The following is a 24,968-nucleotide window of genomic DNA, read 5'->3' as shown; positions in this document are numbered from 1 at the left end:
TTGACTTAAAATTAACTTAAGTTCAAATAAAATCAACCAGTAAAAAAAGTGTGATGCATTTATTGTTCAATGTCGAGATTATGCTCTTTCCAGGTTTTGAAGCCACCTTCAAGTTCCATGACGGGATAACCTTGTTTTGCAAATTTTAATGCCGCATTGGCAGCCAAGTGGCATACCTGCGTGTAGCAGTAGAGAACATTAACCTGGTCTTTACGAAGAATACTGGCACTGGTGTCGTCCCATTGATGCTTCGGTAAATTAACTGCGCCTGGAATATGACCTTTTTTATAATCTTCGCTCAGGCGAACATCAATGATATTCACTTTGTCTTTATTTTTCTTAAGTGTATGGTCAAGCTCTACAGGCCCTGTGGTAAATTCCATTTTCGCGGCAAAATATTCTTCAGCTTTTTTGATATCCATTTCAATTCTCCTTGCTTAATAATCATGGATTTATTTAAATAGGTAATAACGTGCTGATTGTCAAATCCATGAATGCTTGACAAGATCGCCGCGAGTACTGGTGGCCAATTTAGGGGTCACTTAGATGAAGCGTTAGATTTTATAGAAAATTTGATGAGTTTATAAAATGCCCCATGCAGGTGCTTCAAATCCTTCAAGATAGCCATGTTTGTCAAGACTATCTTAGCGAATTTCAGAGTTGCTGATCTTCATAATCAACCACTAAAACCGACTCCAAACCATTTTCCAAAATAGGGATAATGAGATCGGCAGCTATTCTTTTATGTTCCGGATGATTTAAATAAATGTCTCTTCCATTTGCATCATCAAACTTCATGATGAAAACATGAGTGTATCCTTGATTCAGTTTTTCAGGACTGCAATTCTTTCCAAATGAAAAATCTTTCATGGAAGGAATGACTTTCATTAAATGACCTAACTGATTTAAGACTGAATTAATTTCAGGTTCTGTGATGTAAGATTTAAATGCTAAGAATACAATATGATTGATCATAAAATTTGAATCGCTTATAAAAAAATTTTATTGTTTTTTAAGACATCCTCGTATGAGGATATCTCAATGCTTTAATTTTTCAACAGTAATTGTCCAATCTGGCCCGCTATTTATATGATATGTTTTAGCAAAATTACCTTGATTGGTGGCAATGGCCAGATTAAGCAAGCTGTTTAAGTAAAGTAAACTAGAGCCTTTTTTTATTTCACCAAAGGTATTGTGAAAAGAAAGAATACCAGCATATTTTTGAGTTTGGTTATGATAAATGTTTACCTGATAATGATCATTCATTTTTATGCCATATTTTTCTATCAGATCTTTATCAATGTTTGTCCAAATATTTCCATATTGCGAATCCAGAATAACGATGGTACCGCGTAATACATTATTTTCTATTACAGGTTTTTGATAAGGCAACTTTACAATGGGCTCATTTAATACTGGCCCTACTTCTTCAAAAGAAATTTTTCCTGAAGCGAGTTTTGCAGCGGTATACGCATACACATCTCTGCCATAAAAAGTATAAGAAGCATTTGAAGCCTTTAGGCGATGTTTGGTCTCATCAATGATTCTGGTTTCTTTTATGCCATAAGCATCATCAATAAAAGTTAAGGTACCATTATCAGGGGTTACAAAATATTGTCCATGGTTGCTTAGAGCCACTACTGAGCGCCGCTCTGTACCTACACCGGGATCAATCACACTTACAAATACCGATTGTTTTGGCCAATAAGGAGCAGTCTGGTAAAGACGATAGGATGCTTCCCAAATATTATAAGCGGGAATTTCATTGGTCAAATCTGAAATAATGAGTGATCGGTCAATGGAATACATCACGCCCTTCACTTCACAGACTGCCCCATCTTTTTCGCCGAAATCACTTTGAAATATTACGATTCCAGGTTCAGCAAAACCATTTGACGCAATAAGGAAAAGGAACAATAAATAATAACGCGCTATTTTATACATTATTGAGCATCCTTTTTGTTATTTCAGGTAATTGTCTAACAGATTTTGTTGATAAGAATCAGGAGTGACCCGCAGGTTGTAATTTCCCCAGCCATGGCCAGCCGACCATATTGTCCAGCCAAGAAAACCAGCGTCTTTATCTTTTGCCGAATTATCTTTTAAATAATTTATAAATGCTATGAGTGCTGGCGCGCAACTGTCTGAATTTCTACCTGTTCCAAACTCTGTCACCATCGCTTTAAATTGATTTTGTTGTAAATAATCAACAAATGCCATCAGGTTAAATCCGGAAGGTCCAACGGTTGATAGGTCTTGCTGGCAGTTATCTTGTGTACCGCTAAAATTACTGTCCAAGTATTGATGAACGTTGATGACGATTTTAGACAAATCATAAATACCGGCTTTATTAAAATTTTCTCGCGTAAATAAACTCGCATTGGTATAAACATGACCATCAGTACCCTGCCATTGCTCCGTGGTCCAGGAATGCAATCCAGACCAGGCATTCCCTTCAATCAGAATGTAGCCTTCAAATCCTTGTTGTCTAAGCATTTTGATTAAATTTGCCTGAATGGTAAATACCTTATCATCAGGAACCCCAACCGGCTCATTAACTAAGTCTATCAAGATATATTGTTGATCAATGGCTGGGTCTTGTTTGATTAGCGTATAAAGTTTTTTCCAGATATCTTCGTAAGCCTTGGAGTTTGTAATCAACGTGCCATCAGGGCATGGGCCATCCATTCCACAGCCAGCGTATTGTTTACCGAACTGGGAATACCGCATGTAAGAATGCAAATCAACAATGGTATGAATTTTTGCGCGGGTTAATGTTTGCAATAAGGGGCGGACATAATAATTATAGTAATCTGTATAAATATCCCCTTTCCCTGGACCTTGCAATTGCAGATATCCCCAGCGCACAGGCACCCTTACCGTATTGATGCCATGTTCGATGAATGCGTTTATTGCCCTAAGATCACTATTAACGGTATCGACGTCTTCTGTAGATAAATTAGGAATCACAAAAGGATCAATGGATTTGCCGAACTCTAAACCAGATAAATTAATGCCGATAAAATCCCAATATTTTCCATTTTTTACTTGGCTCAGATCAGGGTTAGGATAAATTTGGGTATAGCGAATTTTACCTGTTATGTGACCTTGAGTATCAATTGCACCTTCTTCATAAGCGATATGAACACCTTGTGGTGGAGAATAATTGTTAATAAAATTATTTCCTTGGTTATTTAAACTGAATCCAAGGTAGCCAAGATAGGCGTTATTGTAACCACACCCATCAAATCGTAAAGTTGCACCTACATAATTGGCACTCCCTGACATGTTATTGCCATCAATGGATTGGCCTGGCGCCAAAGCGTAAGTGACCTGACCTAAGCCATTTTGAATGCAAATATAAGGCTTTATCGCATTATCTGGCCCAACCCCCTCTATTTGATTCGTGAGATTAGCCGAAAAACTGGCTTCTGATAAAAATAAAGAAAAAGTCATCAGAATAAATAATCTAAATTTAACGAATGGATTTTTAATACATCTCATGAGATGAGCCTATTGCGTTATTGGTTAGTCGATTGATAAATTGATTTTTTGATAACCATATTGTGATGAATTATAACTACGATGAGTCATCAATTTCAAATTATGGTATTTCCAGATAGTTTTGCACAAAAATCGTCCATTACGTGTTTTATTTTATTGTGCTAAACTTGCTACATACTTGTAAATTGAGGGGATTATTAAATGGCACCTGGGCGACAAAGAGAAATAGAACGTTTAAGAGAAGAAACAGAAGAAGCACGAACCGCAAGTGAACTTGCTACAAGGGAAATGAAAGCAAGATTACCTCAAAAATCACCAAAAGAATTTGCCGTAAAAAGTGATGTAGATAATGATCAGATGATTCGGGATTATATGGAATTTATTAAACGAATCACCGGAAAGCCATGTGATAAAGTTCCTGAAACGGTAAACGGAATAACAAAGCTAACCTTTCCCTCAATAAAAGATGCAAGTAATTTTTTCCTTGATCAAGCTGAAAAACATCCAAAATCAAGATTTATTATCATTGATGCTGAGACTAAAACCGTCATGGCTTATGCTAAAGATGGAAAGCTGTATCATGCCAATGGTAGTGAGTTTCAAAAAGGCGATGTGTTAACGCCTTCCGGCATCCAACATGAAGACTTTAAAATACCTGAGCCTGAAGAAACTGCAAGTCATAGACCAAGTAGATGATGAAGCTTGCAGTGTCTTCATTAACGCCACATAATGATCATTTTGAAATTAACAAGCATGATTAGTTCACTGAAAGATAATTTTAGTAAAAGTAATCCTAATCTATTAAAAATATAATTAAAATAGAAAATACCAGATAAAATTCCTTCCATTCAAGTAACTGAACCATTACACTTCATTTTAAATAGAACAAACCTCAGTAACAATTCTTTATGGGGAGATACATGAGTCAAATAAAAAACGGTCAAGATGATAGCTTTCTTCGTCAACTTGAGAAATTTGAAAGTTCCTGGCCAGAACTTTTCCAGCATTCTGATAAGACCTCTCTTAATGTGGCTCGTGTCAACCTGGCCAGTAGCCTTCGTGCATTATTAACAACAACAGACCCGGATAAAACAGACCAAAATGCCCTTATAGTCAGCGTTTATATAAAACTTCTAACGATGCATGAAAAGCTTTCTTCGATGCTGCCATCTGCGATCCGAAATAAATCTGCAACGGCAGAGAAAATATCCAGCTGCAGAGACACTCTTGAAGCGATGATGGCTTCTATCGAGAAAGAAAGCCAATATTTTGCATCTCCTATGATTCGAGATCATATTCGTAGCATACAATTATATAACAAAGAAATAAGAGACATAAAAAGAAGCCAAGTTTTCAAACTCGAAGCCATGCCTACACGAGCTGATTTAGAAAATATTAAAAGAAATATTACCGGCGTGGGAGCATACCTTTACATCCCATCGGCTAACCATGCGTTGTATTATCTGTCAAGAGAAAGCTCGCAACCAAAAAAATTAAACTATCAAGACAAGGATGCAAAAAATATTCGTTTTATTTTGCGTATGAACATTGACGGCACCGTACCGGAACTGCAACAAGCCCTTCTTGAAAAAAACACCAGGTATTATCCTAAATCTAATAGACGAGCTATAGCAAAACAAGTTGAGATTTTGCTGCGCAGGAGAGAAAAACTTATTGAAGACCTGGAAACAGTAGGCAATAGAATATCTGAAACGGATAGTGAGAGTAATCTAACAAGTATATCTATAGATACGGATGAATTACCTTCAACGGTGCCCGTTGCCCTGTCTTCGGGTTTTAGTTGTGCTCCTATTAGCCAATGGTTTAATTTTTTCCGCAATAAACAAACAAGAGAAACCGAGTCAACCATTCAATGTCCAGAATACGATTCTTCTCAATTCCAACCTCCTTTATAAATTAATTCCTTTGTTGTCTTTCCTGTGGCCGGTAATTTTTGATATTCACGGCCATAGGGATGTTAATATTTAGACAAATTCATCCTTGAACAATGACAATGAAAATTTTCTTTTTTGGTTTATTGATGAGTATCCAGGCTATTGCAGCGCCTTATTTCATCTCTGCTGAACCATTGCCCATCACACATGATGAGATTAACGGTTCAGCTTTGTGCGCCACAGCCAGGGAAACTTTGGCTTATTTAAACAAAGGGAGCCACTATGATCCTCAAGTGATTCATGCAGGCAAAGTCTTTCAAGTCCCACTCGCACGAGTCAAAGCAACGCTGGCATTTGTCTGTCGGCATCAACATGAATTAAATGATCCTGCTTTCATTAAGAAACATTTTGATTTTATTCGTTGGTATCCAGATCTTGAGCAAACCAAACCGTTTTTTAATAAGCCGCTTATTGGCAACTTGCCCAAAGATAAGATTTTAATGACCAAGTATTATGTTCATCTCGCCAAGGCATCACCTAAACCGACCTCCGCTTATCCTTTTGCCCTATATGCTCTTCCTAGAGATGAAAAATCGCTAACGCTTGAAGAAGCAAACACCAAACCTGGATTAATTCGTTTTCAATATGGTAAGCAGGCGATATTAAAAGGAGCATTAACTAACAAACCTGTTCCTGTTTTGGCTTATTTAAACCGAGAGGATTTGGAAGCAGCGCTCTTGCAAGGCACCATTGTGGCAGACTTTGGTGATGGAGTAAAAATATTTAATGTTCATCGTAACAATAACATTCTTTACGATAAAGCTAAAAATCCTTATCAGCAAGAGCGCTATTGGTATTTTAAACAAGTGGAAGGCATCAAGGGTTATGGTAAAGACGCCGAACACAAAATTACGGTCAATAGCGAAGCGACATTTGCCGCTGATCTCGGGCAATTTGGCTTGGGGAAATTGCTTATGGTGCAATACTCTGACTCGAAAGGAAATATAATAACCCGAGCTGGCATTTTCGCGGATACTGGCGGTGCATTCAAAGATAACTCATATCAGGTGGATTTTTTAACAGGCAGTTATGCGGGTCAAGAAGCTTTTTATCAAGCCAATCGTCACTTGCCCAATTATGTGACAGCCTATTTCATGGTGTTAAAAAAATAGCGTCCAATCAATGTATACTTAAATCTTCTTTTGCCAACGAGCCACAAACATGATACAAAAAAGTTTAATTATAATCGCGATTATTTTACTACTTTTAGGATTATTTTGGCCATTAATTAAAAAAATAGGTATAGGTCAACTACCGGGAGACATCATCATTCGTAAGGGAAATTTTACCTTTTATTTTCCCATTACCACATCGGTGCTTATTAGTATTCTGATCATGATTATTTTGTGGTTTTTAAATCGATAATTTTTATCTACAAATTAGGTATGTCCGCAATCACTGTTTTTTACAGCGAGTTAGATAATTGAGAATACGTCCTAAAACACTATAATATTTTTGATGTTATTTATCATGAAAATTTTTATACCACTTTTATTTTTTGTAAATTCTATAGGACACGCATTTTCTTGCCATGATCCTCAGATGATTCATAAAATGCCGATTCAATTTAATAGAGAACGTATTGCTTTAACGCAACAATATCAATTGACTCATTATGGCATTGATTCAGAATCCATTGATATTGAACCGAGGATGATTGTTTTGCATTGGACATGCATCCCTACTTTCGAAGCCACTTTTCGTACCTTTAATCCCCCTACTTTTCCGAAAGGTTCGCCACGACAAAGTGAATTGCCTGGCAACTTAAATGTTTCCAGTCATTTTGTTGTTGATCGGGATGGAAGCATCTATCAGCTTATGCCGGAAACTTGGATGGCAAGGCATGTCATTGGTTTAAATCATTATGCGATTGGCATTGAAAATATAGGTGGTGTAGATGGCAAAGATGATTTGACTGAAGCGCAAGCAGAAGCAAATGCATTTTTAGTATGTTATTTAAAGAAGAAATATCCAGAAATAAGCCATGTCATTGGCCATCATGATTATTTAAAATTCAAGAAAACTTCCCTTTGGCTTGAATTAGATCCTAGTTATCAAACCAATAAAAACGACCCAGGTTTTATTTTTGTAGAAAAAGTAAAGAAATTAATTAGTTAGAGTTTTTTTTAAGAATCTTGAGTCAAATAAAAAACATTTCATCTAATTTAGCCGGCTCAATGTCTTTTAACATGCTTCATCAATCGTTTTTTTCGTTTAATTTGCCGTGTACTTAATTTGTTTTTCTTATCCTTAAATGGATTTTGCCCACCTTTAAATTCTATTTTTAAAGGGGTTCCAATAAGGTTCAATTTTTGTGTAAATGCATTGATTAAATAACGTTTATAGCTATCTGGCAATGAGTCCAGTTGATTCCCGTGAACAATGATAATGGGGGGATTATGCCCTCCGGCATGGGCGTAGCGCAACTTAATCCGCCGTCCTTTAACCATAGGCGGTGTATGTTGTTGGACAAGTTCCTGCAGCAACCGTGTTAAAAATGGTGTGGAAAGTGTTTTGACAGCGGATGAATAAGCTTGCTCAATATCTTTGAACAATAATCCTACTCCACTGCCATGCAGAGCCGAGATAAAACGAATTTTAGCAAAATGGACAAAGCTAAGTCGGCGATCTAGCTCCTGTCGGATCTTTTCTTTGTGATCTTCATCTAGCCCATCCCATTTGTTCACCACAATAACCAACGCCTTACCAGCTTCAATGATAAAACCTAATAAATGCATATCTTGTTCAGTTAACCCTTCTTTGGCATCAATAAGCATCAAACAAACATGACAGGCTTTAATGGATTGCAAGGTTTTAATTACTGAAAATTTTTCAATTTTTTCATCGACTCTTGAGCGTCGGCGTACTCCGGCTGTATCAATAAGGGTATAGTGGCGTTGATCCCGTTCAAAGGGAATAGAAATACTATCTCTGGTTGTGCCCGGCATATCATAGACCACAACTCGTTCTTCACCCAGGATTCGATTAATCAAGGTGGATTTACCAACGTTAGGTCGCCCTACAAACGCGATTTTAATAGAATTATCTTCTGTTGCTGAAGTTTCACTGAAAGATGGAAAAAAGGCGGTAATAGATTTTAATAAAGGCTGTAAGCCTCGCCCATGGGTCGCCGAAATAGCATGGATATCTATAAATCCTAATGCTTGAAAATCAGCACAAGCAATTTCTTCATTCACGCCATCTGTTTTATTGACAATCAAATAAATCGGCTTGCTTGTTTTTCTTAGTTGATCAGCAATCTCTTGATCAACAGCAGTTAACCCGGCACGACCATCCACTAAGAAAAAGATAATGCTTGCCTCATCCAAAGCAATTTCAGATTGTTTAGACATTAGCTTATCTACTGCTAAGTCATCCACACCAACACCGCCCGTATCAACAACAATAAATGATTTATTATCAAACTGCGCTTCACCATACTGGCGGTCACGGGTTAATCCGGGAAAATCCGCCACCAAGGCATTTTGGCTACGAGTCAAACGATTAAATAAGGTTGATTTACCGACATTAGGCCGGCCAACCAAGGCAATGACTGGAAGCATGGTTTAACTCACAGATAAACGATTTAAGCGACCGTTTGCACTAATAACGTAAGCATGATTTTCTGAGATCACTGGTGCAATATACACTGGCCCGCCTAGTTGTGTACGACTAAGGAATTCGCCATTTTGGGTTGATAATGCATGAAGATAACCCGCTTTATCTCCCACGAGCAATTGTTTGCCCATGAGTACAGGTTCCGTCAATCCTCGTGCTTTTAAAGCAAGTTGCTTCCACTTTACTTGCCCATTTTGTTTATCAAATGCCCATATGACATCTTCGCTATCTGTCATATAAAGGTTCGCGGCATCTATGGCTATGTTTTTATAAGTTGAGGCTGGTTTACGCCATATAAATTGACCATTCATGAGAGATAATGCACCAATATAGCCTTGATAGCTTGCCAGATATACGATATTCCCTTGCACGATCGGATCAGCATCTATATCGACCAAACGCTCAACGTCGCTGGCACCACTAGCATAAGCAATTCCACGCTGCCAAACAATGGTTCCAGATTGTAGATCCACCGCGTCCAGTTTACCATCAGAAAAACCAACCAGGGCAAGCTTGTCTAAAATAACGGGGGAAGAGCTGGCTTTTAGCACAAGATTAGGAGCACCATGATCAGCAACCCATACTTTTTCACCATTTGTCAGATTGAATGCGTATAAATTTCCATCAATGGTTTTAACAATGACTTTTTGGGCGGAAATAACCGGTTTGGCTAAAGAATCTCCAGATATATTGGCTGTCCAAACCTCTTTCCCATTGGATTGCTGCAAAACCACAATGCTTGAGGCATTGGTTCCTAAGGCAATATAGCCATTTGCAACCGTTGGTCCGCTAATAATTCCCTGCTTCAATTGGTTTGTCCAAAGCACTTTTGCTGTCTTTTTATCAATTGCTTGTACTAAACCGCTGGCATCAGCACTATATAAAATCTGTCCTTGAACGACGGGTTGTAATTTTAAATAATGGCCATTCTTGGCTGGCTTACTGATAGGAATAGACCAATTTTCAACTAAATTAACCTTGGAGGTTATAGGTTGCAATGCTTGTGGCTTGGGCGTGTTATCTTTCCCAAGCACATAATCGTCCACTTGTGTACAAGCTTGGAGCAAATAACAAATGACCAAAAGAATAACGGTTTTACTATTCATATGTCCTCTATTTCTATGCAGCCTGATGTGTTTCTTGTGTCAAATTTAAAGAGTGCGTCAGCGCTGCTAATTCGTTAGTTTTCATTTCTAAAAAGAGATTACCAACGCCTTGTGTTTGCGCTTGATGAATTGCTTTACGATAAGAAGCCACCGCTTGTGGATAGCGTCCAGTTGCTGCATAAATATCGCCTTTTAATTCATTAATGACTGGCATATAAGAGGCATCATCAACGTGGGTTAATTCGGTTAACGCTTGATCGTATGCTTTTTCAGCGAAAAACAATCGTGCTAGCCGAATTTTAGCAACTTGCTGCAATGGAAGCATAAGGGAATGAGAGGCTACTTGTTGTAATTGTTCTTGAGCTTTTTTATAGTGTTCATGAGTAATGAAAAGTTTTGCTAACGTTAAACGAGCCGCATCAGCATAAACTGTTTTTCCGTATTCCTTTATTAATTGATTGGCATAGGATTGAACTTTTTTATTATCTTGATTTGAAAAGGCAATCATAAGATGCTCATAAGCATTAGAAGCTTGTTGTGCCATACGATATTCATGCCAGCTCCAATATTTATATCCTGCAATTAATAATAGTGTAATGGAAGCGATTATAGTTATGATGCCATTATAGCGTTGCCACCATTTTTTGATGGCTTCCAGTTGCTCTTGTTCTGTCATATAAACTGACATGTTTTTTTACTCCAAATGGGTTTTTATGTGTTGTTTTAATTCATGCTGAGCAATTGTTTTCTGCTCACTGGCATGACGCAAATCTTTTATGCTGATCTGCTGTTGGCTAACTTCATCCTCACCAAGGATTAATGCCAGTCGAGCCCCACTTTTATCCGCTTTTTTAAATTGGCTTTTAAAACTTCCACCAGACGCATGCACAATAATATTCCATTGAGGCTCATTGTCCCGCAGCATCTCAGCCAAAACAAGTGCTTGCTGCAACGCTTCATCGCCAACAGCAATAAAATAGATTAAAGGAGGTAATTCTTGAAATACCTTCGAGACAACCGTTTCCTGCAGTAATAATAAACGCTCAATCCCCATTGCAAAACCTACAGCGGGTGTTGGATTACCACCAAGTTGTTCGACCAGTTTATCATAACGACCACCAGCACAGACAGTAGCCTGGCTTCCCAGTTTATCGGTGACCCATTCAAAAACGGTATGTCCATAATAGTCAAGGCCACGTACCAGAAATGGATTGACCGTATAGGAAATACCTAACGTATCCAACCCCTGACACACCGCTAAAAAGTGTTGACGGCTTGTTTCACTGACGACATCCATCAACTTAGGCGCATGCTTGATTAAATCCTGAATTTCCGGATTTTTACTGTCTAATATACGCAGTGGATTTTTGCTTAGCCGGCGCTTACTGTCGTCATCTAATTGTTCAAAATGAGGCTTAAGATAATGTATCAAGGCTTCTCGATAAGCTTGACGCTCATTGAGTTCGCCCAAGGTATTAACTTGTAACTGCACGTCCTGAGTAATACCTAACAAGTCCCAGAAGCGTTTACAAATGGCAATAAGCTCAAGTTCAATACCAACCCCAGGAATTCCTAATGCCTCTACCCCCAGTTGATAAAATTGACGGTAACGTCCTTTTTGTGGTTTCTCATGGCGAAACATAGGACCACAATACCATAACTTCTGTTGCTGATTATGAAGCAATCCATGTTCGAGGCATGCACGTACGCAACCTGCTGTGCCTTCTGGTCTTAAAGTGAGACTATCTCCATTTAAATCTGTAAAAGTATACATCTCCTTTTCTACGATGTCCGTAATCTCACCAATTGTGCGCTTGAATAACTGCGTATTTTCTAATAGAGGAAGTCGAATTTCCTGATATCCATATTGACTTAAACATTGGGCAAAGGATTCTTCAAGGCGCCGCCAAATAAAAGTTTGGCTGGGTAATACATCGTTCATGCCACGTATTGCTTGAACTTTTTCACTCACCTGGCCCCTCCAGTGTATTGTATTGATTGCTTGAAGAGAGTAATGAACGCATTTTAGATAAATCAGTAAGTCGTATTTCACTTTCTGATTTATTGGATGAGGTTTCCTGACGGCTTACACTGGTTGGGAAAATGCGTTCATTATCTTTATTTTTATACCACCATACGGCAACGGCTATTAGGACGCCCAAAGCAAACAACGCGGTTAACCAGCGCACAGCATGTTCCGCTCTATTTGTTTCGCGTCGACTTTGCCACAATGCTCTTTCAAGTTTGCGCTCGCTGCTATATAAACCATTAAATGCTTCGAGCAATGGCTCCGGCGCAACATCAAGTAACTTCGCATAAGCACGAAGATACCCTTTAATAAATACCGGTTCAGGCATGTTTTGATATTCATCTGCTTCTAATAATTCAATTAACCTAACCCGCAAATGCAACTTCCCCGCGACATAATCGGTGCTATATCCTTTAGCTTGACGCACCGCTGCTAATTGTGCACCAGGTTTTTCCTGCATGCTCTCTTCTACTTCATCCATTATCGTTGTTGTATGCATGTTTCTCTCCGGTATTGTCCGAAAAACTATTTAATTGCTGCAAACGTGCTCTATAGTCTGCCTCAAGTTCAATCTTTCCAGTCTGTTGGGCGATGTCAGCCGCTAAGGATAACAAAGTACGATCACCTAAAGAAAGATTAGGGTATTTTTGTAAATAGGCTAGTGCCTCATTTGGCTGATTTTGTTTAATATTAATATTCACCAATTCATATAATGATTGCTTGCGAGAAGAGTCCTGTTCAAGCGCTTTGATAAAATATTCTTTAGCTTTGGTATAATCAGGAACAGCTATGGCACATAATCCTGCATTTTCATACGCTCCAGCTGTGTTTTCATAATGAATGTCTTTTACAGCTTTTGCAAAATACTCTTCCGCCTTATTATAATGACCTTGCCTGCATAAAAAAGCACCATAATTATTTAATTGCGCCCCACTGCTTGGTGCTAATGACATCGCTTTTTGGTAATAAGACTTTGCCTCCTTTAAATCACCTGTTTTTTCCATAAAATAGGCCATAGCTGAATTAACAGCAGGTGAATCAGGCGCCTGAGACAATGCGACTAATAATTTTCGTTTAGCTCGCGGCCTGTTTCCTTGTTTCAGATAAGCAAGTCCCAGTTGTATATTATAGGAAGCCGCCTCGGCCCGATTATATTCTCGAGTAAGCGTTTCTTCTTTAATCTCTTTTTGCTGTTGGCATGATTGCAATAAGAATAAGGTAATCACAAGAAACAGACGATAAAATTTCAATATTTGCTCTCTAAGCGTCTATGAATTGGATGGACATTATAACTGTGAATATAAGACGCCACAAATGAATTTATGGCCAAATCGTTTAAATAAGTATAGATATTGCTCAGAATGTCTTATTTGGCATTAATGTTCCACAGTGCTCTTAATTTGTTTCTATCGGTTTAAAATGCAATTTTTGCCAGCGCTGCGAGCGACTGGTTTTATCTTTTACTGAACCCGCTAATTGTCCACAAGCTGCATCGATATCCTCGCCTCGAGTTTTGCGCGTAATGGTATTAATTCCTTTCGCAGTTAATAAATCACGAAAGGCGTCAATGGATTTTTGCGACGAACGCTCATATTGTGTTAAGGGAAAAGGATTAAATGGAATCAAATTAATTTTAGAGGGAACATTATGCAACAATTTAATTAATTGAGCTGCATGTTCTGGTTGATCATTGACTCCCTTAAGCATCACGTATTCAAAAGTGACTTTACGCTTTGGTTCATTTTGAAAATAACGCTTGCATAGAGCGATTAATTGCTCAAGAGGATATTTTTTGTTAATAGGAACTAATTGATTGCGTAACTCATCATTCGGAGCATGTAATGAGACGGCTAGAGACACTGGACTACGTTTTCTTAATTCCTCCATGGCAGGAAGAACACCAGAAGTACTTAAGGTAACACGCCGCTTGGATAATCCATAAGCAAAATCATCCATCATGATATCCATTGCGGCCACAACATTTTCAAAATTTAGCAACGGTTCACCCATACCCATCATTACAACATTTGTTATTTTTTTATCATGTATGCCCTGTTGTTGGGATAATTCGCGCACGGCCACCCATACTTGACCAATAATTTCTGCAGTCGTTAGATTTCGATTAAAACCTTGTTTTGCAGTGGAGCAAAAACTGCAATTTAAACCACATCCTACTTGGGATGATACACATAAAGTCCCTCGACTCGTTTCTGGTATAAAAACAGTTTCTATACAATTGCCACAATCAAGCTTAAGCAACCATTTATGTGTACCATCTTTGGATTTTTGACAACTTACAATCTCAGGCAAGCGAATTTCGGCAATTTGCTCAAGTCTCTCGCGAAACGCTTTGCTTAAATTGCTCATTTGAGAAAAATCGTAGTATCCTACCTGATGGATCCACTGCATTAACTGTTGGGCGCGATAAGGTTTTTCACCACAATCGCTTATAAATTGCCGCATCTGCTGGTGGTTGTAATTCAGAAGGTTAATTTTCCCACTCATTGCTTACCTTAACTATAAATTTTATGACCGGTTATATATTTCATGTGGCTCAAAGAAAAAGGCTATTTCCTGAGCGGCTGTTTCATGACTATCTGAACCATGAACAGCGTTTGCGTCGATGCTTTCAGCAAAATCCGCACGAATGGTGCCTGGGGCGGCTTCTTTGGGATTTGTGGCCCCCATAATGTCACGATGTTTGGCAACGGCATTTTTACCTTCCAGAACTTGGATCATGACGGGACCTGAGGTCATGAAAGAAACTAATTCATTAAAAAAAGGTCGATCTTTATGAATAGCATAAAAACGTTCTGCTTGTTCTTTGGATAAATGCAACATTTTTGCGGCAACGATATTTAATCCAGCTTGCTCAAACCGAGCATAAATCTGACCGATAACCGATTTTGCAACGGCATCAGGTTTAATAATAGACAAGGTTAACTCCATCGTAGACTCCCGTTAATAATTTAAAAAGCAGGCATTATACACGAATAGAGTCCAAACTGGCCAAGTATTTTAGAATAAGTTTAATCAACAGCTCATCATCTTTCACCAATGTTTGCATCAAAATCAAGAGACTCAAGATTTTCTGTTCTACGTCCTTCATCCGGATGATAATCGGGCAATAATTGAACCAGCTCAGATGCCCGAAGAATTTGCTTATAGAATTGACTCCGATAGTCACGAAGTGCCATGGTCATTTCATCCGTTCGATTAAGATAAGTTTCAAGAATTTCATCAATCTGGCTTCTTGCATTTCTAAATTCATTTAATACGCTGGTCGCCTGATCTCGCAATTCATCATTAAAAGTCAGATTCAATTCTTTTTCCATAATAGACCAAAATGAGGAAGTTTTGCTGAATATTTCATCCTCTTCCTTATCGTAACGAATGGTGGCAGAGCGAATAGCTTGTTGAATAGTATCCTGGGATTTAGCAAGGTTATGACTTTGCAAAACGCGAGCAATCTTTTGTGAGGCAGTTTCTAAAATCTTTTGCAACTCCCGAGCAAGCTTGATAAGACTTGCCTGACTTTCAGAAATTAATTTTAAATGCGCCGCTTCTTGTTCACTAAATGCCTCTCCCACTTCTACAAGATTCTTCCGTTCGGTTTCCATGTCTTCACGAATGCTTGCACCAGGAGATTCCGGCGGTTTATCGGCTTGCCCTGACATCAGATAATCAATAAATATTTTCTGAGCATATCCTTGATAATCACGGGCTTGCTGCAGAATAATGCCATTGAAAATGTTTTTTAATGGCACACGCAACAGCTGAAAATAAATGCTACGGGGATTTTTAACGGCACTGATTAGTTCATCTTGCACAAGACGAATTTTAAATCTCTCAAGAATTCGTTCGGCAGTCAGTAAGCCATACGTTGAAAACCATAAAGACAGATCAGGCTCTTTTATTTCTTCATTCATAATTTATCTTAAGACACGTATAATTATATTTTTCAAAGTATAGTGTATTCGTTTATGGTAAAGCCAGAAGTTCCTGACATTCAAATTCTTATTCAGTTTCTGAAAACTCCAACACCTACTGAATGGCTGAAACAAGCAATGATCCAATTGCCCTTGTTATTGATTGATCACGCCCATTGCGAGAGAAAAGCAGCGGCAACAGCCATTAATCTTATTAGCAAATACCCAGAGAAGCGTGAGCTGGTGACTGTCATGTCTCCACTTGCCCGGGAAGAATTGTTGCATTTTGAAAAGGTCATGACCCTTTTAAAAGAACGAAAGATTGCCTATAGAGCGCTGCAGCCTTCTGCTTATGCACAAAGACTACACAAAAAAGTAACAATTCAGTGTACGAATTCACGCCTATGCGATCAATTAATTATTGGAGCCATCATTGAAGCACGCTCTTGCGAGCGATTTAGCGCCTTAGTGCCTATGCTGGAAGATCGATCACTCGCCAAGTTTTACGCGTCCCTCGTCAAATCCGAAGCGCGTCATTTTCAAGATTATCTGCGCTTGGCAAATTTCTATGGAAAAAACATCGAGACGCGCCTTGAGCAATTTATTACACTTGAAAATGAATTAATTTGCTCGCGGGATGGGATATTTCGCTTTCATAGCGGTATACCCTTAGAAGCATCATAGAGACGCAATTATAAAGATTCAATTATCCTTTATCGCGTTAGAGAGGGCGGCGGCGCTGGTGCATCCTCTTCTGCAGCGATTTCTCTTCTTACTTTGTTTAAATCTATCTTAAACTCTCTTGCTTTTTCGTACAATTCAGCACTATCTTGCAATCTAGCACTATCTTGTGGTGTGTACTCTTGGGCGGCCTTCACTGCGTTCTGATATTTAACCGCACTTAGAATTTCACTTAATTTATTGTGTGCTGTAAGGAATATTTTTCCCATTGGATCCGATTTGTTAATCGCCTCACCCAACAAACGACAATTCTCTATAATGCGAGCCATTGCTGAAACCCAACTATCATAACCAGCATTACCTTGCTTCACTAAACTGTTGGCAGTTTTATCCACCTCATCCCACAATTGATCTGCATTAGCGGTTTTTTTCTCGCGGCGCGCGGTTCTTTCGGCAGCACCGATTTGAGATTCCCGCAAGGCATCTTTGGCATTTTCTTCCATTTTTGCGCGCAGCAATCGTAAAATCTCATTCGCCTCTCTGGCTTTTGCTGCATCTACTCTTCTTCTATCTGCATCACCTGACATGTTGGCTATTCCCCCGAGAAAAGGTCAAAATAAAAACCATTTGAATTATCATAGCACATCAGCAGTGGTTTGTCATCCCAATCACTTAATACAAACTGGCTGTATGATTGACCATGATATTCATAATTAGTCAGACCAGGTTTGTGTATATGCCCATGAATCACGAGATGAACGTTGGATTTTTCCATATGCTCTAACATAGCCGTGGAAACAATGTCATACTGTGACTGAGGCCGGTAACGCCCAGCCTGGCTGTGTGCACGAACTTTGTTAACAATTTTGTTTCGGATGCGATAAGGAATACGTAAAAATAATTGGGGGAAAATACGATTACGAGTAATGCGCCGCAACCATTGATGAAGAACGTCGTTTAGACAATAACGGTCACCATGAACTAATAATACGCGTTCGGAGCCTAATTTAATAATAGTGGGCTCAGGAAGTAATTGTATTTTTGCAAGACGTGCAAACCGTTCTCCCAGCAAAAAATCCCGATTGCCATGCATGAAATAAATTGCAACGCCTTGAGACGCCAACCAAGCCAGGCGTTCAGCAATGGATGCACTCCAATCATCTAAAGCATCGTCACCGGCCCATACATGAAAAAAATCACCCAATATATAAAGAGCGTGAGTATTTTTTGCAGCCCACTCAATAAAATCAGTAAATCGTTTCGTTATCTTTTTTTCATTAGGATGCAAATGAAGATCGGATATAAAAACAGCGGTAATCATAATGCTTCAATTTGAATATGATCATCCTGAAGGTAAACTTGACATGCTTTAGCGATAGGTTCCATCGCATCGCTTAAACGATAATATCCAGCGATAGAAACAAGCTCGGCTTCCAAAGACTGACAAAAAATTCGAACGTCTTTATTGCCATTAATCCCTGCAAGCGCCCTGCCACGCAAAGCGCCATACACATGAATATTGCCGTCAGCCAAAAGCTCAGCTCCATGACTAACTGCCGCCGTAATCACCAGATCGCCAGGACTTACTATCTGCTGTCCAGAACGCACTGGCGTTGTTATCAGTTTAGTTTTTATTATTTCTGTCATTGGTGCTTCTTCCTGATGATAATCTGGCAGCCACTTATCATGATTGGAAGAAGCGTTTACTACCGCAAGTCCTTGACATTGTGCTAAGGTCTCTAGCATTGCATTTCCCCCTTGCACAGCAACAGGAATTAAACCGTGCTCACGTGCAGATTGACAAAACGCTTGTAAGTCAAGCTGACTACTGTCAATAGCAGAACAGTCCAATACAATTGGAGTTTGTTTAAACAAACGGGGGGCTTGTGAGACGATTTCAGACAATTGCTGGGAAAAAAGAAACTTATCTGTTTCTAAAATAGACAGAACAGTGAGCGTATAAAGCCTACCTTTCAATTTAAATGCCTGTGATTTCAGTATTTTATCAGTCATGCCCGCGATATCCATCGCCAGTTTTTTTGTTTATACTAACATGCAGAAATCAATAACAGAAGGCCAGCAACGTGGAGAAATTATGGTTGTCGCAATATCAGCAGACTGTTCCAAGCGAAATCAACATGAACGATTATACTTCTATCGTTCAGATGTTTGAGGAAACCTGCCAAACATTTAAAGAAAATATTGCTTATACGAATATGGGCACTGAAATCAGTTTTCGTGAGTTAGATAAATTAACCCTGCAGTTTGCTGCTTTTTTACAGGGAATTGGCTTGCAAAAAGGGACGCGCATCGCCATTATGATGCCTAACTTATTGCAATACCCTATCGTACTTTTTGCCAGCCTACGCGCAGGCTTAATTGTTGTAAATACGAACCCGCTGTATACCAGTGATGAACTCATTCATCAAATCAATGATTCGGAAGCCGAAGCCATCGTTGTTTTGGCTAATTTTGCCAAGACAGTGGAAAAAGCACTACCTAAAATGCCTTCCCTACGACATGTCATCACTACGCAAATCGGTGATGTTTTTCCGGTCATAAAACGCCTCATCGTCAATGCTGTTGTCAAATATGTAAAAAAAATGGTTCCTGAATACCATATTCCGAATGCAATCAGTTTCAATCAAGCCTTGCAACAAGGGAAAAATAAAACATTCCAGCCCATAGAGATTAATCAAGAAGACATCGCTTTTCTTCAATATACGGGGGGTACAACTGGGATTGCTAAGGGTGCGATATTAACGCATGGAAATATGATCTCCAATGTATTGCAGGCTTCTGCTTGGATAAAGCCTCTAGCATTGGGGGATCAAGAAATTATTGTTACTGCTCTGCCTCTCTATCATGTCTTTTCTCTCACAGCAAATTGCCTGACCTTTCTCAAACTGGGAGCAAAAAACATATTAATCACCAATCCTCGTGATATCCCTCATTTCATTAAAGAAATCAAACAGACAGGTTTCACCGCCATTACGGGCGTAAATACTTTATTTAACGCTTTACTTCATCATCCAAAATTTGATGAAATTGATTTTTCCAAACTAAAATTGGCGCTTGCCGGTGGGATGGCTTTGCAGAAAAGCGTTTCCGTTCAGTGGCGAGAAAGAACAAGATCACGCGTGCTTGAAGCGTATGGTCTGACAGAAACAAGTCCTGCAGTTACAATTAATCCCATGTATCTTGAAGAATATAATGGCAGTATTGGTTTACCCTTGCCATCAACCGATATTTCGATTCGAGATGAAGACGGTCATGAACTTCCAGTGGGAGAGCGAGGCGAATTATGTGTAAAAGGACCTCAGGTTATGGCGGGTTACTGGCGACGTCCAGAAGAAACGGAGCGTGTATTTTGGCCTGATGGATTTTTACGTACTGGTGATATTGCAACCATTGACGAAAAAGGATTTGTTTATCTTGTTGATCGTAAAAAAGATATGATCGTTGTTTCTGGCTTTAATGTCTATCCCAATGAAGTTGAGCAGGTCATCAACATGCATCCTGATGTTTTGGAAGCAGGGGTCATCGGTGTTATGGATGAAAACTCGGGAGAAAAAGTCAAAGCCTGTATTGTGAAAAAACATTCTTCTTTAACTGAAGAACAAATAGTGACTCATTGCCGCGAGCATTTAACAGCCTATAAAGTGCCTAAGATCATTGAATTTTACAAAGAACTACCAAAATCCAACGTGGGAAAAATTTTAAGACGTGCTTTACGGTGAATTGGCGTTGTTAACGTAGCATAGTTGTTTCATAATGCGAGCAGTTGCACCCCAAACAAACTGTTCGCTGCCTATAAATTGGCAGCAGTGGACTATTTGACCCTGCTGTTTTACGGCTATGTCTTGATAGTTGCCGATCTTAGTGACTTCTTTCATCGGTAACGTAATAACATCCGATACCTCATGTTCATTCATTCTATAGGGTTGCAGGGTAGAAATGGTTGCAAGCCATGGATGAATGGTTGTTCCAATAAGTGTTTGTTCTGGCTGTAATTTCATAATAAATGTTACTCGTGAAGAAGCAATGCCTAACTCTTCATGAAGTTCACGCAAAGCGGTTGACCACAGATCACTATCCCCATGCTCCCATCCCCCACCTGGAAAACAAAACTCTCCAGGGTGATTGCGCAGATTGGGGCTGCGTTTGGTAAGAATCAACGAATCGCCTGCTTGTTCATGTAAGACAACAACAGCAGATTTTTTAAGCATAGTTTACTAAGTTATTCATAATTGCTTTAATTTTAGTATAGCACTCCAAATATTCTTCTTCGCAAGTTGAATCAATGACAATCCCACCGCCTACTGGCAAATACAGATAACCATCTTTTGCCGTTATCGTACGAATGGCAATGTTTGTGTCAAAACGACCATGTCGTGAGAAGTAGCCAATACTTCCGCAGTAAACACCACGTGCAAACGGCTCATGCTCAGCAATAATACGCATGGCTTCTCTTTTTGGAGCACCAGTGATCGACCCGCCAGGGAAACAAGCAGCAAATGCTTCTAATGGTTGAATATTTTCAAGGCACTGAGCTTCAATGTGACTTACTAAGTGATGTACGGAATTAAAACTTTGCAATTCGCATAAGGATTTGACCTTCACGCTACCAGGCACAGCAATCTTACCTAAATCGTTACGCAGCAAGTCAACAATCATGATATTTTCCGCCTGATTTTTGGGACAGGAAACTAAGGCTTTTTGCCACTGATTATCTATGACCATATCATGTGAGCGCCTGGCTGATCCTTTAATTGGTGAGGCGAGTAAAGTTTTTTCATTCAGCAAAAGAAATCGCTCTGGTGAAAAACTAAGAATCTCTGCTTCCTCAGAGCGTAAAAATGCAGAAAAAGGCACGGGATTTCGGTTACGAATACGGCAATACATTTCCCAGGGATCTCCAGAATAGCTAGCCAAAAATGCCTGTGTATAATTCACCTGATAAGCACGGCCTCTGGTTAATTCTTGATGAATGGCTTGAAATGCCTGCTGATAATTTTCTTTTGATATCAAGGGGACAAAAGGTTTCCGTAAGGTACAAGATTGATTGGAAACGGACGATTGACTCCACCGCTTTCGGATTTCTTTAATGATATGGATTGTTTCCGATTTTAAGTTGGCTGTTATTAAATGGACTTGCTTCGTCTTATGATCCGCCAAGATTGCCCAATCATAAAAGCGCAAATGAACCATTGGCATAGTGGCTAATAACGGATGGATGGGTGAATTTATATCAAAAAGCTTTGCGCCAAAATCATAGGAAAAATAACCAATAGCTCCTCCTTGAAAAGGAAAGTCATGCATGGAAGAAATATGAGATAGGCGTTCTTGGATTTGGCTAAAAATAAAGTTGATGTCAGTATCATGATAAATTTTAAATTCATCATAATGATAGGCACTTATAATATCGTAACGCCCCTTGTTTTCATCACTACTTTCCAGCAATACAAATCCTGGAAGATGGCTAAGCGAATAGTAACGATCAATAAGATTTTCTGAATAATCCAAAGGATAGACAGCTATATTACTCAATGTTTACCTTAAATTTTAAAATTTGCCTTTTACAACAGTCCATGTTCCCCAACACCTTTTTTAGAGGTTGCATTAACTCTTAATGATCTCCCCTTTTGCAAAGGGGGATTAAGGGAATTTTTTAACCTTTTTAAATTGCGGAGCATTAATTGCTATGGCAGATGTTACCTTTGTCGTTTTGCTCACGGACGTGGGATGCTACAGTAGTCAATAAATAATACTCATGACCAACATGGTGGCAACGTGTTTTTTCATTTCTCATCTCTCATCTCTCATGATAGCAATTAAGAAATGATAACATTCTAGCTGATTAATGCCATATTTGCTGATGAGGTAATTATATCAATGTTTTCCATGATCGTCTCTCTAATGGCCTGTTTCTTAGTCCCTATTAGGTGCCAGGAAGAGCAATCTCTCTTAAATAAAGTCTAAGTTTTAGCAAGAGATTGCACGGGTATAAAAAGACGCGGAGAAGAGACCGCTCCAATGGCTGGTGTTTAGGAAAAATTATGAGTATTCTATGAAGCTTCTTGCTTAAACGGAGAGAAGCTATGGCAACAATCGTTGCACGCTTTGAAATACCTTATAACCAAATACTCGACTGTAATGGCGAATTATGTGCCACTCTACCCTCTTTTGCTGCAAATGAAGCGACATTAATTGATTTGTACCGCCAAATGGTTCGCGCTCGTTTGTTTGATAAAAAAGCAATTGCGTTACAACGTACAGGCAAGATGGGAACTTATGCGCCCATTAATGGTCAGGAAGCAATTTCAACTGCAATTGGTCATGCGATGCATGCCGATGATGTGCTAGTCCCCTATTATCGTGATTATGCTGCCCAATTTCAGCGAGGTGTCAAAATGTCTGAGATCTTGGCCTACTGGGGTGGCGATGAACGTGGCAGCCAATTTTGTTGTGGTTCAGAAGATTTGCCCATTTGTGTTCCCATTGCTTCCCAATGTTTGCATGCTGCAGGCGTGGCTTTTGCCTTTAAATACCGGGCCGAGAAGCGTGTGGCGGTTGCGTGTATTGGTGAGGGTGGCACGTCCGAAGGCGACTTTTATGAGGCCATGAACGTTGCAGGTATTTGGAAGCTTCCTTTAGTCTTTGTCGTTAATAATAATTGTTGGGCTATATCAGTCCCTTTAAACAAACAAACGGCATCACAAACCATTGCACAAAAAGCCATTGCTGCAGGCTTTAATGGGTTACAAGTGGATGGCAATGATATCTTGGCAACACGAGAAGCTGTCGGTGAAGCCATTGAAAAAGCAAGACGTGGAGAAGGTCCTACTCTGATTGAAACATTAACTTACCGCCTTTGTGATCATACGACGGCTGATGATGCGACACGTTACCAGCCGAGAGAGGAAGTTGAACACGCTTTATTAAATGAACCAATCAAACGGTTTAGAGTTTATCTTGAAAAACAAGGGTTATGGAACGAAAAACAAGAAGTCGCATTGATTGAGTCTTGTGCAGATGAAGTGCAAAAAGCGGTTGATGACTATCTAAATAAAAAGCCACAACCAATCAGTAGTGCTTTTGATTATCATTTTGAAACCCTTCCGGATTACCTTGTTGAACAACGTGCAATTGCCATGGAGGAAGCAGCAAATGGCTGATATTACTCTGGTAGAAGCGGTAACCCAAGCATTAGCTTATGAATTGGCTCATGATGAAAACGTGGTGGTTTTTGGAGAAGATGTTGGTAAAAACGGTGGTGTTTTCCGTGCAACCGCTGGCTTGCAAGAGCAATTTGGTGAAGCACGCGTTTTTGACTCACCTTTAGCTGAATCTATGATTGCAGGTCTTGCCGTAGGTATGTCCACACAGGGATTAAAGCCTGTAGCCGAATTCCAATTCATGGGTTTTATTTATCCGGCAATGAACCAAATCATATCCCATGCAGCCCGTATGCGTAATCGTACCCGTGGCCGACTTCACTGTCCTTTGGTGTTTCGTGCACCATTTGGTGGCGGGATTCGAGCGCCGGAACATCATTCTGAAAGCACAGAAGCTTTGTTTGCTCATATCCCAGGCCTACAAGTGGTGATTCCTTCCTCACCAAAACGAGCTTATGGATTATTACTCGCAGCCATCCGTAATCCTGATCCAGTTATTTTTCTTGAGCCTAAGCGTATTTATCGATTGGTTAAACAACCGGTTGAAGATGATGGGAAGGCTTTACCCTTGGGAAAATGTTTTACTTTGCAGGAGGGAGAAGACGTGACCTTGCTCAGTTGGGGGGCAAGCATGCACGAAACTTTACAGACGGCCAAACAACTAGCAGAAGAAGGAATATCTTGTGAAGTGATTGATGTGGCCACCATCAAACCACTGGATATTGAAACTATTTTAGCTTCCGTTGAAAAAACAGGACGCTGTGTTATTGTCCATGAAGGTGCAAAAACAGGTGGTGTTGGTGCTGAGATTTCAGCACAAATCATGGAAAATTGCATGGCAGAATTGCTTGCTCCTGTGCAGCGAGTAACAGGGTATGACATTGTCATGCCCTATTTTCAATTAGAAAAACACTATCTTCCCAGCGTATATCGGATTAAAGAAAGTGTTTTGAGTATAATGGAGTAAT

27 protein-coding genes are annotated in these 24,968 nt (G+C 39.4%); 9 read left to right on the top strand and 18 right to left on the bottom strand.

All coding sequences use genetic code 11. The features are described 5' to 3' along the window. Positions 1 to 59: 59 nt before the first annotated feature. The 4 genes from E1O52_RS03220 to E1O52_RS03205 all read right to left on the bottom strand — a co-directional run bounded on the left by E1O52_RS03220 (position 60) and on the right by E1O52_RS03205 (position 3,504). On the bottom strand, positions 60 to 422 hold the full coding sequence (locus E1O52_RS03220) for a rhodanese-like domain-containing protein (RefSeq protein WP_133127271.1): 363 nt from the start codon (positions 420 to 422) through the stop codon (positions 60 to 62). A 232-nt stretch (positions 423 to 654) separates the two neighbouring features. Next, entirely contained in the window at positions 655 to 975 is a 321-nt protein-coding gene (locus E1O52_RS03215) for a Dabb family protein (protein ID WP_133127270.1), read from the bottom strand. A gap of 63 nt (positions 976 to 1,038) precedes the next feature. Beyond that, positions 1,039 to 1,944: an SAM hydrolase/SAM-dependent halogenase family protein gene (locus E1O52_RS03210; RefSeq protein WP_133127269.1), complete on the bottom strand. Its 906-nt coding sequence runs from the start codon at positions 1,942 to 1,944 to the stop codon at positions 1,039 to 1,041. Positions 1,945 to 1,962: 18 nt separating this feature from the next. Beyond that, a complete protein-coding gene (locus E1O52_RS03205) occupies positions 1,963 to 3,504 on the bottom strand; it encodes a glycoside hydrolase family 5 protein (RefSeq protein WP_133127268.1) in 1,542 nt (513 codons plus the stop codon). Positions 3,505 to 3,705: 201 nt separating this feature from the next. On the opposite strand from E1O52_RS03205, the gene E1O52_RS03200 reads away from it, so the two are divergent. The 5 genes from E1O52_RS03200 to E1O52_RS03180 all read left to right on the top strand — a co-directional run bounded on the left by E1O52_RS03200 (position 3,706) and on the right by E1O52_RS03180 (position 7,577). After that, positions 3,706 to 4,200 carry a type IV secretion protein Dot gene (locus E1O52_RS03200; RefSeq protein WP_133127267.1) on the top strand — a complete coding sequence of 165 codons (495 nt, stop codon included), beginning with the start codon at positions 3,706 to 3,708 and terminating at the stop codon, positions 4,198 to 4,200. Between the two features lie 224 nt (positions 4,201 to 4,424). Then, positions 4,425 to 5,420, top strand: a complete 996-nt coding sequence (locus tag E1O52_RS03195; protein WP_133127266.1) for a hypothetical protein — start codon at positions 4,425 to 4,427, stop codon at positions 5,418 to 5,420. A gap of 92 nt (positions 5,421 to 5,512) precedes the next feature. Then, entirely contained in the window at positions 5,513 to 6,571 is a 1,059-nt protein-coding gene (locus tag E1O52_RS03190; protein WP_133127265.1) for a hypothetical protein, read from the top strand. A 49-nt stretch (positions 6,572 to 6,620) separates the two neighbouring features. Continuing rightward, positions 6,621 to 6,824 (top strand): DUF2905 domain-containing protein, encoded by a 204-nt coding sequence (locus tag E1O52_RS03185; RefSeq protein WP_207384167.1) that lies wholly within the window; start codon positions 6,621 to 6,623, stop codon positions 6,822 to 6,824. Positions 6,825 to 6,929: 105 nt separating this feature from the next. Next, on the top strand, positions 6,930 to 7,577 hold the full coding sequence (locus E1O52_RS03180; protein WP_133127264.1) for a peptidoglycan recognition protein family protein: 648 nt from the start codon (positions 6,930 to 6,932) through the stop codon (positions 7,575 to 7,577). Positions 7,578 to 7,633: 56 nt separating this feature from the next. Here E1O52_RS03180 and der read toward each other — a convergent pair whose 3' ends face one another. The 9 genes from der to E1O52_RS03135 form a co-directional block, all read right to left on the bottom strand. Beyond that, positions 7,634 to 9,022 (bottom strand): ribosome biogenesis GTPase Der, encoded by a 1,389-nt coding sequence (gene der / locus E1O52_RS03175; RefSeq protein ID WP_133127263.1) that lies wholly within the window; start codon positions 9,020 to 9,022, stop codon positions 7,634 to 7,636. Positions 9,023 to 9,025: 3 nt separating this feature from the next. Continuing rightward, the gene (gene bamB / locus E1O52_RS03170; RefSeq protein WP_133127262.1) at positions 9,026 to 10,183 is read right to left on the bottom strand and encodes an outer membrane protein assembly factor BamB; all 1,158 of its coding nucleotides are present in this window, start codon (positions 10,181 to 10,183) and stop codon (positions 9,026 to 9,028) included. A 13-nt stretch (positions 10,184 to 10,196) separates the two neighbouring features. Further along, positions 10,197 to 10,871, bottom strand: coding sequence for a YfgM family protein (locus tag E1O52_RS03165; RefSeq protein WP_133127261.1), 675 nt, complete (start codon positions 10,869 to 10,871; stop codon positions 10,197 to 10,199). Between the two features lie 6 nt (positions 10,872 to 10,877). Further along, entirely contained in the window at positions 10,878 to 12,155 is a 1,278-nt protein-coding gene (hisS, locus tag E1O52_RS03160) for a histidine--tRNA ligase (RefSeq protein ID WP_133127260.1), read from the bottom strand. Continuing rightward, entirely contained in the window at positions 12,148 to 12,711 is a 564-nt protein-coding gene (locus E1O52_RS03155; RefSeq protein WP_133127259.1) for a helix-turn-helix domain-containing protein, read from the bottom strand. The genes hisS and E1O52_RS03155 overlap by 8 nt, the downstream gene beginning before the upstream one ends. After that, positions 12,686 to 13,462, bottom strand: coding sequence for a type IV pilus biogenesis/stability protein PilW (gene pilW / locus E1O52_RS03150; protein WP_242602140.1), 777 nt, complete (start codon positions 13,460 to 13,462; stop codon positions 12,686 to 12,688). The genes E1O52_RS03155 and pilW overlap by 26 nt, the downstream gene beginning before the upstream one ends. A 145-nt stretch (positions 13,463 to 13,607) precedes the next feature. Next, positions 13,608 to 14,717 carry a dual-specificity RNA methyltransferase RlmN gene (gene rlmN / locus E1O52_RS03145; protein WP_133127258.1) on the bottom strand — a complete coding sequence of 370 codons (1,110 nt, stop codon included), beginning with the start codon at positions 14,715 to 14,717 and terminating at the stop codon, positions 13,608 to 13,610. A 21-nt stretch (positions 14,718 to 14,738) separates the two neighbouring features. Next, on the bottom strand, positions 14,739 to 15,161 hold the full coding sequence (ndk, locus tag E1O52_RS03140) for a nucleoside-diphosphate kinase (RefSeq protein WP_133127257.1): 423 nt from the start codon (positions 15,159 to 15,161) through the stop codon (positions 14,739 to 14,741). A 95-nt stretch (positions 15,162 to 15,256) separates the two neighbouring features. Further along, positions 15,257 to 16,141, bottom strand: coding sequence for a hypothetical protein (locus E1O52_RS03135; protein WP_133127256.1), 885 nt, complete (start codon positions 16,139 to 16,141; stop codon positions 15,257 to 15,259). A gap of 54 nt (positions 16,142 to 16,195) precedes the next feature. Between E1O52_RS03135 and E1O52_RS03130 the strand changes: the two genes are divergently transcribed. Further along, a complete protein-coding gene (locus tag E1O52_RS03130; protein WP_133127255.1) occupies positions 16,196 to 16,825 on the top strand; it encodes a MiaE family protein in 630 nt (209 codons plus the stop codon). A gap of 29 nt (positions 16,826 to 16,854) precedes the next feature. Here E1O52_RS03130 and E1O52_RS03125 read toward each other — a convergent pair whose 3' ends face one another. The 3 genes from E1O52_RS03125 to minC are packed head-to-tail and all read right to left on the bottom strand — an operon-like array spanning position 16,855 to position 18,835. Next, the gene (locus E1O52_RS03125; protein WP_133127254.1) at positions 16,855 to 17,409 is read right to left on the bottom strand and encodes a hypothetical protein; all 555 of its coding nucleotides are present in this window, start codon (positions 17,407 to 17,409) and stop codon (positions 16,855 to 16,857) included. A gap of 5 nt (positions 17,410 to 17,414) precedes the next feature. After that, entirely contained in the window at positions 17,415 to 18,143 is a 729-nt protein-coding gene (locus E1O52_RS03120) for a UDP-2,3-diacylglucosamine diphosphatase (RefSeq protein WP_133127253.1), read from the bottom strand. Further along, positions 18,140 to 18,835: a septum site-determining protein MinC gene (gene minC, locus E1O52_RS03115; protein WP_133127252.1), complete on the bottom strand. Its 696-nt coding sequence runs from the start codon at positions 18,833 to 18,835 to the stop codon at positions 18,140 to 18,142. Before minC ends, E1O52_RS03120 begins: the two co-directional genes overlap by 4 nt. 71 nt (positions 18,836 to 18,906) lie before the next feature. Between minC and E1O52_RS03110 the strand changes: the two genes are divergently transcribed. Next, positions 18,907 to 20,562 carry an AMP-binding protein gene (locus E1O52_RS03110; RefSeq protein WP_133127251.1) on the top strand — a complete coding sequence of 552 codons (1,656 nt, stop codon included), beginning with the start codon at positions 18,907 to 18,909 and terminating at the stop codon, positions 20,560 to 20,562. Here the strand turns inward: E1O52_RS03110 and E1O52_RS03105 are convergent. After that, positions 20,554 to 21,051: an NUDIX hydrolase gene (locus E1O52_RS03105; protein WP_133127250.1), complete on the bottom strand. Its 498-nt coding sequence runs from the start codon at positions 21,049 to 21,051 to the stop codon at positions 20,554 to 20,556. The two genes, E1O52_RS03110 and E1O52_RS03105, sit on opposite strands and share 9 nt — an antisense overlap. Further along, positions 21,044 to 22,372, bottom strand: a complete 1,329-nt coding sequence (pabB, locus tag E1O52_RS03100) for an aminodeoxychorismate synthase component I (protein ID WP_133127249.1) — start codon at positions 22,370 to 22,372, stop codon at positions 21,044 to 21,046. Before pabB ends, E1O52_RS03105 begins: the two co-directional genes overlap by 8 nt. Positions 22,373 to 22,923: 551 nt before the next feature. On the opposite strand from pabB, the gene pdhA reads away from it, so the two are divergent. After that, positions 22,924 to 24,000 carry a pyruvate dehydrogenase (acetyl-transferring) E1 component subunit alpha gene (gene pdhA, locus E1O52_RS03095; protein WP_133127248.1) on the top strand — a complete coding sequence of 359 codons (1,077 nt, stop codon included), beginning with the start codon at positions 22,924 to 22,926 and terminating at the stop codon, positions 23,998 to 24,000. Continuing rightward, complete coding sequence (locus E1O52_RS03090) at positions 23,993 to 24,967, top strand: alpha-ketoacid dehydrogenase subunit beta (protein WP_133127247.1); 975 nt, start codon at positions 23,993 to 23,995, stop codon at positions 24,965 to 24,967. The genes pdhA and E1O52_RS03090 overlap by 8 nt, the downstream gene beginning before the upstream one ends. Position 24,968: the final 1 nt, after the last annotated feature.

This window comes from Legionella nagasakiensis, assembly GCF_900639915.1.
GTDB lineage: Bacteria > Pseudomonadota > Gammaproteobacteria > Legionellales > Legionellaceae > Legionella_A > Legionella_A nagasakiensis.
This window is presented reverse-complemented; position numbering and strand designations above follow the sequence as displayed.